18 protein-coding genes are annotated in these 12,740 nt (G+C 42.1%); 11 read left to right on the plus strand and 7 right to left on the minus strand.

Features of this window, described 5'->3' with window-relative positions; translation table 11 throughout:
- Nucleotides 1-32: 32 nt before the first annotated feature.
- Nucleotides 33-161 carry a hypothetical protein gene (locus E2R53_RS23475; protein ID WP_263596930.1) on the minus strand — a complete coding sequence of 43 codons (129 nt, stop codon included), beginning with the start codon at nt 159-161 and terminating at the stop codon, nt 33-35.
- Nucleotides 162-274: 113 nt separating this feature from the next.
- Between E2R53_RS23475 and E2R53_RS02560 the strand changes: the two genes are divergently transcribed.
- Nucleotides 275-568, plus strand: coding sequence for a DUF5316 domain-containing protein (locus tag E2R53_RS02560; protein WP_133310264.1), 294 nt, complete (start codon nt 275-277; stop codon nt 566-568).
- Between the two features lie 16 nt (nt 569-584).
- Here the strand turns inward: E2R53_RS02560 and E2R53_RS02565 are convergent, their stop codons facing one another.
- Entirely contained in the window at nt 585-1,490 is a 906-nt protein-coding gene (locus E2R53_RS02565; protein ID WP_133310265.1) for a hydroxymethylglutaryl-CoA lyase, read from the minus strand.
- Nucleotides 1,491-2,040: 550 nt separating this feature from the next.
- On the opposite strand from E2R53_RS02565, the gene E2R53_RS02570 reads away from it, so the two are divergent.
- The 4 genes from E2R53_RS02570 to E2R53_RS02585 all read left to right on the plus strand — a co-directional run bounded on the left by E2R53_RS02570 (nt 2,041) and on the right by E2R53_RS02585 (nt 4,945).
- Nucleotides 2,041-3,228, plus strand: coding sequence for an acetyl-CoA C-acetyltransferase (locus E2R53_RS02570; protein WP_133311123.1), 1,188 nt, complete (start codon nt 2,041-2,043; stop codon nt 3,226-3,228).
- Between the two features lie 16 nt (nt 3,229-3,244).
- Nucleotides 3,245-3,940: a CoA transferase subunit A gene (locus E2R53_RS02575; protein WP_133310266.1), complete on the plus strand. Its 696-nt coding sequence runs from the start codon at nt 3,245-3,247 to the stop codon at nt 3,938-3,940.
- Nucleotides 3,941-3,954: 14 nt separating this feature from the next.
- Nucleotides 3,955-4,623, plus strand: a complete 669-nt coding sequence (locus E2R53_RS02580) for a CoA transferase subunit B (protein ID WP_133310267.1) — start codon at nt 3,955-3,957, stop codon at nt 4,621-4,623.
- A gap of 67 nt (nt 4,624-4,690) precedes the next feature.
- Nucleotides 4,691-4,945: a DUF3886 domain-containing protein gene (locus tag E2R53_RS02585; protein WP_133310268.1), complete on the plus strand. Its 255-nt coding sequence runs from the start codon at nt 4,691-4,693 to the stop codon at nt 4,943-4,945.
- A 52-nt stretch (nt 4,946-4,997) separates the two neighbouring features.
- Here E2R53_RS02585 and E2R53_RS02590 read toward each other — a convergent pair whose 3' ends face one another.
- The 4 genes from E2R53_RS02590 to E2R53_RS02605 form a co-directional block, all read right to left on the minus strand.
- Complete coding sequence (locus tag E2R53_RS02590) at nt 4,998-5,720, minus strand: toxin regulator (protein ID WP_133310269.1); 723 nt, start codon at nt 5,718-5,720, stop codon at nt 4,998-5,000.
- Between the two features lie 254 nt (nt 5,721-5,974).
- On the minus strand, nt 5,975-6,877 hold the full coding sequence (locus E2R53_RS02595; RefSeq protein WP_133310270.1) for an aldo/keto reductase: 903 nt from the start codon (nt 6,875-6,877) through the stop codon (nt 5,975-5,977).
- 69 nt (nt 6,878-6,946) lie between these two features.
- Entirely contained in the window at nt 6,947-7,069 is a 123-nt protein-coding gene (gene mciZ, locus E2R53_RS02600) for a Z-ring formation inhibitor MciZ (RefSeq protein ID WP_070877628.1), read from the minus strand.
- A gap of 96 nt (nt 7,070-7,165) precedes the next feature.
- Complete coding sequence (locus E2R53_RS02605) at nt 7,166-7,369, minus strand: hypothetical protein (protein ID WP_133310271.1); 204 nt, start codon at nt 7,367-7,369, stop codon at nt 7,166-7,168.
- A 124-nt stretch (nt 7,370-7,493) separates the two neighbouring features.
- On the opposite strand from E2R53_RS02605, the gene E2R53_RS02610 reads away from it, so the two are divergent.
- A complete protein-coding gene (locus tag E2R53_RS02610; protein WP_133310272.1) occupies nt 7,494-8,045 on the plus strand; it encodes an NUDIX hydrolase in 552 nt (183 codons plus the stop codon).
- A gap of 1 nt (nt 8,046) precedes the next feature.
- Entirely contained in the window at nt 8,047-9,213 is a 1,167-nt protein-coding gene (locus E2R53_RS02615; RefSeq protein WP_133310273.1) for an endonuclease Q family protein, read from the plus strand.
- Between the two features lie 106 nt (nt 9,214-9,319).
- Here E2R53_RS02615 and E2R53_RS02620 read toward each other — a convergent pair whose 3' ends face one another.
- Nucleotides 9,320-9,826 carry a GNAT family N-acetyltransferase gene (locus tag E2R53_RS02620; protein ID WP_133310274.1) on the minus strand — a complete coding sequence of 169 codons (507 nt, stop codon included), beginning with the start codon at nt 9,824-9,826 and terminating at the stop codon, nt 9,320-9,322.
- A gap of 179 nt (nt 9,827-10,005) precedes the next feature.
- On the opposite strand from E2R53_RS02620, the gene spoIIM reads away from it, so the two are divergent.
- The 4 genes from spoIIM (at nt 10,006) to xerD (ending at nt 12,464) form a co-directional block, all read left to right on the plus strand.
- Nucleotides 10,006-10,656: a stage II sporulation protein M gene (spoIIM, locus tag E2R53_RS02625; RefSeq protein WP_133310275.1), complete on the plus strand. Its 651-nt coding sequence runs from the start codon at nt 10,006-10,008 to the stop codon at nt 10,654-10,656.
- A gap of 114 nt (nt 10,657-10,770) precedes the next feature.
- Complete coding sequence (locus tag E2R53_RS02630; protein ID WP_133310276.1) at nt 10,771-11,232, plus strand: Fur family transcriptional regulator; 462 nt, start codon at nt 10,771-10,773, stop codon at nt 11,230-11,232.
- A 107-nt stretch (nt 11,233-11,339) separates the two neighbouring features.
- Nucleotides 11,340-11,564, plus strand: a complete 225-nt coding sequence (locus E2R53_RS02635; RefSeq protein WP_070877621.1) for a YqzK family protein — start codon at nt 11,340-11,342, stop codon at nt 11,562-11,564.
- A 6-nt stretch (nt 11,565-11,570) separates the two neighbouring features.
- Nucleotides 11,571-12,464, plus strand: a complete 894-nt coding sequence (gene xerD / locus E2R53_RS02640; protein ID WP_133310277.1) for a site-specific tyrosine recombinase XerD — start codon at nt 11,571-11,573, stop codon at nt 12,462-12,464.
- Nucleotides 12,465-12,740 lie beyond the last annotated feature (276 nt).

The raw sequence follows: 12,740 nt of genomic DNA on the forward strand, positions 1-12,740 counted from the left end.
AAACAGCAAGCCAGGGACGGCTTGCCGCATGATCACTGCTCAGAATTTTGCCGCTTTGTCGGATGTACCGCCTTTTCCATTTCTTCAAACGCCATCGTTTGTTTTACTGTATCAGCATTCGGTTTTCCTTTTTGACTTTTTGATGTTTTTTCATGTGACATGAGATATCGCTCCTTTCTATAGTCCTAACGTTTGGAAAAAGAATAGAAATTATACAATTAAACGAAACATCCTGCTTGTCCATTACGTATAAAGGGAAAGGAGCGTGAAAAACATGAAAGCATTGGGAACTGGAATTCTGACTGCATGTATAGCAGGCATCATCAGTTTTGCTGCAAAGGATCTTCAATTGTTTTTCATCATGATGTCCGGAGTTGTTCTGATTTGCTTCGGGATCTCAGGCCTGCTGACAAATGCCTTCCTCGGCGGAGACCGTATAAGGGCTAATTTTCATTCAGAAACAAATGAGCACAGGGAAGCGAGGACAAACTGGGCTATCCAGCTGTTTTTACTAGGCTTGCCAAGCTGTGCTGCCGCCATTATTTCCGCATTCATTCTCTTTATTTAAGCTATTTCTGCCTGTCTTAATTAACCGCCTTTTCCTGTTTGTTCAACTGATGCTGTTTGCTTTGAATTGCTCCTGCAAGATGTGGCTCAATCACTTCAACTGCTTTTAAAAGCTGATTCATATCAATCCCAGTCTCAATGTTCAAAGCCTTCAGCATATGAAGAACATCTTCAGTCGCAGCATTTCCAGTAGCGCCTGGTGCAAACGGACAGCCTCCAAGCCCTCCGGCAGAAGTATCAAACCTGTCTACTCCTGCCTGCAAAGCAGCATAAATATTCGCCAGTGCCATCCCGCGTGTATCGTGAAAATGGGCTGTAAGCAGCATGTCGGGAAATTGCGCTTTCAAGCGGGAAAAAAGCTCATAAACCTCCAGAGGATTCGCCATTCCAATCGTGTCAGCCACACTTAAATCATCCACTCCGGCATCCGCAAACTGCTGACAAATGTTAAGCACAGCATCAGGGTGAATTTTCCCATCATACGGACAGTAGAAAGCAGTGGAAATACAGGCTCGAACAAAAAATCCGTCTGCTTTTAACTCGCGGATCAGCGGCAAAAGCTTATTCATACTTTCTTTCGTTGTTGAATTAATATTCTTTAAGTTAAAGGATTCGCTTACCCCGACGAAAAAGGCTATATCCCGGCACTTTGCCTCTTTTGCCCGCATGACGCCTTTTTCGTTCGGAGTCAGCACAAGATTCCGGTTTTCATCTGTGCAGTATTGAATGATGTCTAGAGCATCCTTCAATTGCGGAACCCACTTGGGAGAAACAAATGATGTCAGCTCCATTTCCTTAAAACCAGCTTTTTTTAACTCCTTGATAAACTGAATCTTAACATCAGTCGGAATTTCATTTTTTTCATTTTGAAGCCCGTCACGCGGGCCAACTTCAATTAATGTCACATGTTCAGGAAGATTCAACTTGAATCACCAGCCTTTCTGCAATGGGTGATGTGAGAATAAATGGACGGTTTCGCTTTTTTGTATTTCCAGCTAGAACGCATAACGAGTAAAGGCAAAAAGCTCCTTTTCTGTGGGGTTCTTATCTGTCTGCCTGCGCTGAACGGGCGATTCCGCTTTTCGGTATTGTCTAGCTCCATCGCCCAACTCCTCGGCCAGAACGTCTCATCCAGCAAAGGCAAAAAGCGCCTTTACTGGATGAGACTTATCTGTCTGTCGGAGCTAAACGGGCGATTCCGCTTTTCGTGGTGTCTAGCTCCACCTCCTAACTCCTCGGCCAGAACGGCTCCGCCAGTAAAGGCAAAAAGCGCCTTTTCTGGCGGATCCTTATCTGTCTGTCGGAGCTGAGCAGTCGGTTCCGCTTTTCTATGAAAGGGTTTACATATTTCTATATTAGTAGTTAACTAGGATTAGATGCAAATGAAATTTGAATCTTGAAAATTTTGAAGGAATTTATCTTTATTTAGCGAAACCAATCTATGAACCAATGAAAAAGGGGATGAATGAGAAAATGAGCAACAATGAAGTGGTCATCGTAAGTGCAGTCCGTACGGCAATTGGAAGTTTTGGCGGATCGCTGAAAGGCGTATCTGCTCCTGAGCTTGGAGCCATCGTTATCAAAGATGCTCTCGAAAAAGCTGGATTAAAAGGAGAGCAGGTCGACGAGGTCATTATGGGGAATGTCCTTCAGGCTGGACTTGGGCAAAATCCTGCGCGTCAAGCAGCTATTAAAGCGGGATTACCGGAAAATGTCCCTTCAATGACAATCAATAAAGTATGCGGATCTGGGCTGAAAACGGTTCATCTTGCTGCACAGGCTATTTTGTCGGGGGATGCTGACATTATCGTTGCAGGTGGTATGGAAAATATGAGCCAGGCACCGTACATATTAAAAAATGCACGCGACGGATTTAAAATGGGCGATCAAAAGCTGATTGACACAATGGTTTCCGACGGGTTAACGTGTGCTTTCAACAATTATCATATGGGCGTAACAGCTGAAAATTTATGCGATAAATATGAAATTTCAAGAGAAGAGCAGGATGAGTTTGCTGCCTGGAGCCAGAAAAAGGCAACAGACGCTATTCAGGCTGGAACGTTTAAAGCTGAAATTACGCCTGTCGTTATTCCTCAGCGTAAGGGAGATGCTGTCACATTTGATACTGACGAGTTTCCGCGTGCAGGTTCAACAGCTGAGAAGCTTGGCGGATTGCGCGCTGCTTTCAAAAAAGACGGCTCAGTCACAGCCGGCAATGCATCTGGAATAAACGATGGTGCAGCTGCCGTAGTTGTGATGAGCCGGAAAAAAGCGGAAGAGCTTGGCATTCAGCCGCTTGTTAAAATTACAGCAAACGGCAACGCCGGCGTAGATCCAAGCATTATGGGGATTGGACCGGTTGCAGCTGTGCAAAAAGCCTTTCAGAAGAGCGGGCTTAACATGAAAGATATTGACCTGGTGGAAGCAAATGAAGCATTCGCAGCACAATCCATAGCCGTTGACCGCGAACTTCATTTTGATAAAGAAAAGCTGAACGTAAACGGCGGTGCCATTGCTCTTGGACATCCAATCGGAGCGAGCGGCACAAGAATCCTTGTTACACTCATTCACGAAATGAAGCGCAGAGATGCAAAACGCGGTTTGGCGACACTTTGCATCGGCGGAGGACAAGGCGTAGCAACAATCATTGAAAATCTATAATTCCTGGGGTGATAAAATGAAAACGGTGCATACATCTTTTACAGAAGCAGTGAAGGATATTAAAGACGGGTCAACATTAATGGTTGGCGGATTTGGCTTATGCGGAATTCCTGAGAATCTGATTCTTGCATTGGTAGAAACAGGCGTAAAGGATTTAACGATCATCTCAAACAATTGCGGAGTAGATGACTGGGGGCTTGGCCTGCTTCTGAAAAATAAGCAAATCAAAAAAATGATCAGCTCATATGTTGGCGAAAATAAAGAGTTTGAACGTCAAGTGCTCTCAGGGGAGATTGAAGTTGAACTTGTCCCGCAGGGAACGCTCGCTGAAAAAATCCGGGCAGGCGGTGCAGGAATTCCGGCTTTCTATACGCCTGCAGGTGTAGGAACGCCAATCGCAGAAGGTAAAGAGACGAGAAGCTTTGGCGGAAAAGAATATTTGCTCGAAGAAGCGCTTACGGCAGACTTCAGCCTTGTCCGTGCGTGGAAGGCTGATAAAATGGGCAATTTGCTTTACAATAAAACAGCTCAAAACTTCAATCCGATGATCGCAGCAGCAGGAAAAGTGACAATTGCTGAAATTGAAGAACTTGTTGAGATTGGTGAGATTGCTCCAAGTGAGATTCACACTCCGGGCATTTATGTACAATCATTGATACTTGGTGAGCAGCAAAAACGCATTGAACGATTAACGGTACAAAAGACAGGATGACAGGAGGCAAAGCGATGATACAGGATAAAGTAGGAGTGCGTGAAAAAATTGCAAGAAGAGCGGAACAGGAAATTGAAAACGGTTTCTATGTCAACTTGGGAATCGGCATGCCGACACTTGTTGCCAATTATATCAGCGAAAACAAACAGGTTGTCCTTCAATCTGAAAATGGACTTCTTGGTATTGGGCCTTATCCGAAAGAAGCGGATGTGGATCCTGACTTGATCAATGCGGGAAAAGAAACCGTAACGGCTATCCCGGGTTCTGCTTATTTTGACAGTGCCGAATCATTCGCCATGATCCGGGGAGGACACGTCAATGTAGCGATTCTCGGGGGCATGGAAGTATCCGAAAAAGGAGATCTCGCAAACTGGATGATTCCAGGCAAAATGATTAAAGGAATGGGCGGAGCCATGGATCTAGTACACGGCGCGCAAAGAATCATTGTCATCATGGAGCATGTGAACAAATCCGGCGAGTCAAAAATTCTCAATGCGTGCACATTGCCGCTTACGGGGAAACAGGTTGTCCACCGCATCATTACAGATCAGGCTGTCATTGATGTAACAGAGCTTGGCCTGAAGCTTGTCGAAGTCGCAAAAGGCTACACAATCGAAGATATCAAAAAATCAACAGAGCCCGAGCTGATCATCGGAGACGATGTAGTGCTTGATGCTTATTAAAAGGGTCAAATCGCTTTCTATAAACCACCTTTCTTGTATATAATGAAAGGATACGGGAGTGATCATCATGGCTAAAAAACAAAAAAAACAGCAAAGACCTCAGCCTAAAAAAACAGAAGACAGCTTAAACTTAAAGGATCATCTTGAGTCTGACTTGTTCCAAAAACTATCAAACATGAAAAAAGGCTTGGTGGAAGAACAGGAGCAGAAGGCAGAGCAAGAACGCCTTCAAAAAATCAAAGAGAAAAAAGAAAAAGAAAAGAACAAAAGCTTTGAAGAGCTGCTGAATGACAGCAGTATGAAGTGGTCTGATTATAAATAAGAAACGCCCCCGCCTATGCGGGGGCGTTTTTCTAAGGGTATTTGTTTTAAGATTAATCTATTTTTTCAATCAGCATACCTGGGATTGATATGTTTCCTCCCATGGTCGACTCATAAGTTAATAAACCAGTAGATATACCCATAATAGTAATAACATCATTCTCTAGAATTCTAGCTTTAAGTATTGAAGAATCGAATTCTCCAAATATAATAGTGTCGTAATTATCGTTCACAGCTAAACGGATTTGGGTAGTTCCGTCACCTTCCATAACTTGAACGACTTTACCTTTAAACTTCACTTTTTCACCTATAAAGTCATCCGGTGTTCTAGCTAATTGATTATAAGTGATTCCTGTATCATATCCTCTTTTAGCTTTTTCTTCTGCTTTACGTTTTGCTTCTTCTTCAGCAGCTTTAATCTCAGCAGCTTTTTTTTCAGCTTCAGCTTTTTCTTTCGCTTTTGCTTCTTCTTCTTTTTTCTTTAATTCGGCAGCCTTTTCCTTGCGTTCCTGCTCAGTTAATTTAAAAAAAGGCTCTGCTTCTTTTACCTTTTTCTCTAACTCACGCTTATCAGCCATTAAATCTTCGTTTTCTTTATTAACCTTTTTTAAATCCTTATCTTTTTCTTCTAATTGTTTAGAAGCATCTTTTAATTCCTGCTGAGTAGATTCGACGTCAGCCTTAGAAGGACCGCTTGTGCTACCGATAAAAAGAGCAATGAGGGCTACAATTATATACTTCCAATGTTTCTTAGAAAAACTGAATACTTTGTTCATACTGCTTCCTCTCCTTAGGCAACCCTTAACATAAAGTGTGTATTTACAACAGATATGAAAAAACACCTATATGTATAGTTTTGTATTAAATTACAATACATGGATTACATCACGTAAAATTGGAAAAAAATAAAAAAAGATAATTCTGAAGATACAGGTCTAATTACCTATTATCTTTTATGTTCATATTAATGAAATTTCAAGCAATAATAAAATCCTCCCCAAAGTGGGAAGGATTTCTATTTCGCAGCACCTCAACGATGCTGCTCATATTTATCAAATTTCGTAAGTGCCTGCAGCGCTATATATTCCTCGCCGGATAAAGGACGTGCATTTGCAGCACGGCAATTAGCCTGAACCTGTTCAATTTTGCTGGCACCCGGAATAATGGATCCTACTGCAGCCTGCTTCAGACAGTACTGAACGGCGGTTTCTGTCATGGATAAATCAGTTTCTGCTTCAATGGATGGAAGCACCCGGCGCAGTTCCTCATCGCTATAGGATAAATAGCCCTTCTCAGAGAGCTTGGACTCCCAATTGTCTGTTAGAAGACCCTTTGCCATAGGACCTCTTCCAATCACGCTGACGTTTTGATCCTTAAGAAGAGAAAACCATTCCTCAGGACGTCTGTCGAGCAGACTGTACTGCATCATGACGGAGACGATCGATGATTTTTCCAAGTACTGCTTAATGACATTTGGACGAATCGAGGATATTCCGTAATAGCGGATGACGCCTTCTTTTTTCAGGTCTTCAAACGCTTCTATCGTTTCGTCAATGTTATCTTCCATTGTACCGCCATGCAGCTGATACAAATCGATGTAATCTGTCTTTAATCGTTTAAGGCTGTTTTTCACCGCTTCTTTTATATAGGCTTTAGAGGGATCCCACGTCCAGCTGTCTTTGTTCTCGTTCCAGCGGTTTCCGGCCTTCGTTGCAAGAATGATATCTTTTCTGCGTTTTTTTAAGGCATCGCCTACAAACTCTTCATTTAATCCGAAATCATACAAATCCGCTGTATCAAAATAATTGATTCCTTCATATAGAGCTGCATCAATGATGGATTCAGCCTGTTCTTTATCTGTTCCAAGAGACATGCAGCCAAGTCCCAATTCACTGACCAATAAATCTGATGTGCCCAATTGTCTTTTTTTCATCGTATCACTCCTGCCTATATGTCTTGCTTTGACATTAGTACAAGAGAGGTGAAAATGCAATTGTGACGCTTACTTATCTTTAGTCCACTGTTCAACCGTTTCATATTTCCGGCTGTATTCCTTCAGTTTTTCCCGGACTTCCCAAGCTTTGCCGACCAGCACGACGCCTTTGTCAAGAAGGTAGATCTTCATATGCGCTCGCCTCGTTTCTTTCGTTAATTGGTGAGTAAGTATTAAGTTGTTCCGCGCCAAGCTTGTTTTTATCGATTCAAAGCTTAAAAAGTGGCGTCATTCTCCATAGTGCTGCCGCTTTTCATGGTGTCTAGCTCCACCTCCTAGCCCCTCGGCCAAAACGGATCCGTCTGTAAAGGCAAAAAGCGCCTTTTCAGCTGGATCCTTATTTGTCTGCCCGAGTCTGAACAGTCGGTTCCGCTTTTCGTATTGTCCAGCTCCAGCGCCCAACTCCTCGGCCAGAACGGATTCGGCAGCCAAGGCAAAAAGCGCCTTCACTGCCGAATCCTAATCTGTCTGTCGGAGCTAAACGGGCGCTTCCGCTTTTCTATATATGATAAAATATATGTGAAAAGCAGAATTTGCAGAACGCGGAGGAATGAGTATGAATCATTTAAAAGAAACAACAAAATCATCTGAAAAATTATTTTCTGGTCGCATTATTGATTTGTACTTAGAAGAAGTAGAGCTTCCGAATGGAAAAACAAGCACAAGAGAAATTATTAAGCACCCGGGTGCGGTCGCTGTTATCGCCATCACTAAAGAGAAAAAAATTGTCATGGTTCAGCAATACCGGAAAGCAATGGAGCGTGTCCTCGTTGAGATCCCTGCCGGCAAGCTTGAAAAAGGGGAACTTCCTGAGGTCACGGCTAAACGGGAATTAGAAGAAGAAACAGGGTACACCACGGATTCGCTTCAGCACTTAATCTCGTTTTATACTTCACCAGGGTTTGCGGATGAACTTGTGCATTTATATTTTACGGAAGAATTGCAGATTTTAACCGAAAAGGCAGAGCTTGATGAGGATGAATTTGTAGATGTTCTGGAGGTGACACTAGAAGAAGCGCAGCAAATGATTGCAGATCAGCGGATTTTCGATGCAAAAACAGCATATGCCGTTCAGTATTTGCAGCTGAAACTGGCTCTTCAAAAATAAGATGAATACCTTTTTTGCAGATTTACATATTCATATCGGGCGAACACGTTCCGGCAAACCTGTTAAGATTACTGCTTCAAATAAGCTTACGCTTGAAAATATTTTGATTGAAGCAAGCGAACATAAAGGAATGGATATCATCGGAATTATTGACTGCCACGTACCCGAGATTTTGGATACACTGGAGCAGGGTTTGAATGAAGGACTCTGGACACAACATAACGAGGGCGGAATTCAATTCAAACAGTCCACCATGATTCTTGGCTCTGAAATTGAAGTATATGACTCCAGATGCAAAGGTCCATTGCATGTGCTCGTCTATATGCCGTCTATTCAGCAGATGAAGCAATTTTCCGAATGGCTGTCTTTTCGGGTGAAAAATAGGACATTAAGTACGCAAAGAATATATGCAGATGCGCGGGTTCTTCAGGAAAAAGTTAACGAGCTTGGAGGCTTATTTATTCCGGCTCATATTTTTACGCCGCATAAAAGTCTGTACGGCAGCGGGGTATCTTCTTCACTTGAAGAAGTGTTGGACCCTGACTTGATTGATGCGGTTGAACTTGGCTTAAGCTCTGACACTGAAATGGCCTCCCAGCTGTCTGAGCTGAATCCGTATCCTTTTCTGACAAACTCTGACGCACACTCTCTTGCTAAGATTGGGAGGGAGTATCAGAAGCTTCAATTAAAAGAGCCTACCTTCGAAGAGTTGAAAAAAGCTCTAAAAGGAATAGGAAACCGGGGGATTCTTTCCAATCATGGTTTAAATCCGCTTTTAGGAAAGTATTATGGCACAACCTGCGAGAAATGCGGCACACAAAAAGCGTCAGTGGACACGATTTGTCAAAGCTGCGGCAGCAAAAGATCGACTAGAGGGGTCAGCACTCGCTTGAAAGAGCTCTCAGACAACAATCATGAGAAACCGCACCGTCCGCCATATATTCATCAGGTGCCTTTGCAGTTTATCCCCGGTATCGGCCCAAAAACGCTTGAAAAATTGAAAACGGCGTTTGGAACTGAGATGGTCATTTTAAATGAAATCTCAAGAAAGGATCTTTTAATGGTCCTGCCGGCTAAAACAGCAGATTATATCATCGCAGCGAGGGAAGGGAAGCTTAGTGCTGTTCCTGGCGGTGGCGGAGTGTACGGGAAAATCGCTCCTGAATAATGAAGGCACTTTAATGTAAAGTGCCTTCAGAAAATATAAGGTTGAAAGGTATGAACAGGCTTTTCTTCTATCGAATTTTCAGCAAAGCTGTTTATCTTACAAGAAATTAAAAAATCTTCGAAAACACACACGTATCGCGCAATGTGCTGCCGTCTGCCGAAACATCATCCTGTCTAAGAATTCCTTCTAAAATAAATCCTAATTTCTCAGGTATGCGGCGGCTTCTTATATTCTCAGGATCACATCTGATTTCCACCCGTTTAGCGCCGAATTCTTCTGCAGCAAACAGCGTCAGAGCCTCAACCGCTTCCGTCATATAGCCTTTTCCGGCATATTTCGTTGAAATCCAATACCCAATTTCCACCTTCGGCACATCCCAGTCCATACGGTGAAAGCCTGTGCTTCCAATAAAATGACCTTGCTCACGGTCGAATATAAGCAGCCTAAGATCCTCGCGCAAGATGAACTTCGCACATGATTCTCTTATATTTGCTTCCGTCTCTTCAAGTTCAGGGGCTTTTTGAGCAAAAGGCATCCACGGTTTAAGCTCATTCAAAGATTCATTGACGGCGGCATTGACTTCTTTTCCATCGCCCGGACGAGGAGCCCGGATATAGAGTCTTCAGTCGTCATTTCAGCCGGAAAATCAATTTATATTGGATTTTTCATAACAAAACCGCCTTTCTGATTTTTTAGTATTATATTATACTTGGAAAAAAATGCAATGATAGAATGGCATAGTTTCTTCCTTTTTTCATACAATCTAGTAAGAGAACGCTAGGAGGAAGGTATATGCGCAAACATCCATTAAAAGCAATGATTATTCAGCATATAAAAGAACGCTCATCGCTATATCTATTTGTATTTGTCTTGTTTTTGATGGGGGTCATTTTCGGTGCAGTCATTGTCAACAGCATGAATTTTACACAAAAAGAAGATTTGTATTTTTATTTAAGCCGGTTTTTCGGACAAGTATCTGAAGGGAAAGTCGCAAGCTCGGCTGAAATGCTTCAGCAGAGTTTCTTTCATAACCTGAAATATCTTGGTCTGATGTGGGTGCTCGGCATCTCAATTATCGGTTTGCCGGTCATTCTGATTATGTTATTCTTAAAAGGAATGGTCGTTGGATTTACAGTGGGTTTTTTAGTGAATCAAATGGGATGGCAAGGCTTTATGCTTTCATTTGTATCGGTTTTGCCTCAGAATATAGTCTTAATACCTGCATTTATCATCATGGGGACGGTTGCAATCTCTTTCTCATTGAAAATTGTTAAGCAGCTGCTGATGAAGAAAACAAACTTAACAGAATCGCCTTTCGCCCTTTTTACGAAATACGCGGCCGTTTTTATGTTTATTTCAGCGCTGACAATGATTGCCTCAACACTTGAGGCATATGCTTCGCCGATCCTGATGAAGAACGTCATTGAACTTGTTTCTAAATAGAATGATTTTTACTTAATAATCATTTCATTTATTAGATTGTAATTATTTTCGTTGGACACATCCCTTTCTTTTGATATAATGAATGAGGAACGTGGCGAGGGAGGAATGTGTGTTATGGAAAGCAGAATTGAGCGTATTAAGAAGCAGTTGCATTCATCCAGCTACAAGCTGACTCCTCAGCGTGAAGCTACCGTAAGGGTTTTGCTTGAACGCGAAGAAGATCACTTGAGTGCTGAAGATGTTTACCTCCTCGTTAAGGAAAAGGCGCCAGAGATTGGTTTAGCAACTGTTTATCGAACGTTGGAACTACTTACAGAACTTAAAATTGTCGATAAAATAAATTTTGGAGATGGCGTATCACGCTATGATTTAAGAAAAGAAGGCGCAGCCCATTTTCACCATCATCTTGTGTGCATTGAATGCGGCTCTGTCGCTGAAATTGAGGATGACCTCTTAGAGGATGTTGAACAGATTGTCGAACGCGACTTCAATTTTGAAATTAAAGATCATCGTCTGACGTTTCATGGCATATGCTACCGCTGTCAGGAAAAAGAAGAGAAAGAAGATGAACAATAAACCTTTCCGGTCAAACAGGAGAGGTTTTTTTGTATTTTTTAGTATAAAGTTTGTCCTTTTTGGCATATGTTTTAAGATGAAAGACCGGCCAAAGGAGGACTGCCGCGATGAGAGCAGCTAGAACACTATTTGATATGATTAAAGTATTTATCCTGTTTACTGGATTTACGATTCTTTTCTATTATGCTATCATTTGGATTAACTTAGAGTATGAAGAAATCCACCGATATGACCAGCCTGAGGGTGCAGCCCTGAAAGTCACGAAAATGGTGGCGGACGAAGAAGAGCACTGGCTTAATCGTCTGTTTTTCTTCTATTTAAACGGGGAGTAGAGGAGATTGAAAGATCAAATTCAGGATTTCATGCATTACCTGGTTGTGGAGAGAGGGCTTTCCCATAACACAATCATATCGTATGAACGCGATTTAAAGAGCTATCATCAATTTCTTACTGCACAGGAGCAGCTAACTTCATTTCAGGATGTCACTAGATTATCCATCATTCATTTTTTAAAATCATTGAAGGAAGCGGGAAAATCAAGCAAGACGATTGCACGCCATACCGCATCCATCCGCAATTTTCATCAGTTTCTTCTAAGAGAAAAAGCAGTCGATCATGATCCGACTGTACATATCGAATCTCCTCAAGTTGAACGGACACTGCCTAAAGTACTTTCTCTTACAGAAGTTGAAAAACTGCTTGATACTCCAACATTGATTTCACCATTCGGCTACCGGGATAAAGCGATGCTAGAGCTTCTTTACGCAACGGGCATCCGGGTAAGTGAAATGATCAATCTGGATTTGAGCGATGTTCATTTAACAATGGGATTTATCCGCTGCTTCGGAAAAGGAAACAAAGAGCGCATCGTTCCAATTGGCAGAACAGCGACAGAAGCACTTGAATCCTATATCGAAAAAGGCAGACCTAAACTAGCTTCAAAGAAAAAAGCTACGGAAGCCTTGTTTTTAAATCATCATGGAAACCGCATGACCAGACAGGGCTATTGGAAGAACCTTAAAAAAATTGCCCTGGAGGCAGGCATCAGCAAAGAGCTGACCCCTCATACGCTGCGACATTCTTTTGCAACCCATCTGCTTGAAAATGGCGCAGACTTAAGGGCTGTTCAGGAAATGCTCGGACATGCCGATATTTCTACAACGCAAATCTATACTCATGTTTCAAAAACTAGATTAAAAGATGTATATAAACAATATCATCCGAGAGCTTGAAGTCATTCGCAGTAGGTGCGGTGGCTTTTTTTGTTCTGTTTGCGGGAATTTTTGCTGCGAAACAAATATGAAACATTCTATTTGCAGACAGCTTCATGTTTTAAAAAACGTGTAAAAGGAAAACAGAACCATAGAAGAATATCAAGATATCTATTGTCAGAAGGCATGAAAACGGTTTATACTTTAGATGTCAGACTTCTGACCAATAAAAAGCAGCTAATCATTCCTGAACAATTGGGAATGTTATACAAAGAGTGATCTCTGAACGATTAAAGG

It is taken from the genome of Peribacillus frigoritolerans (assembly GCF_004358755.1).
Taxonomy (GTDB): Bacteria; Bacillota; Bacilli; order Bacillales; family Bacillaceae; genus Bacillus_P.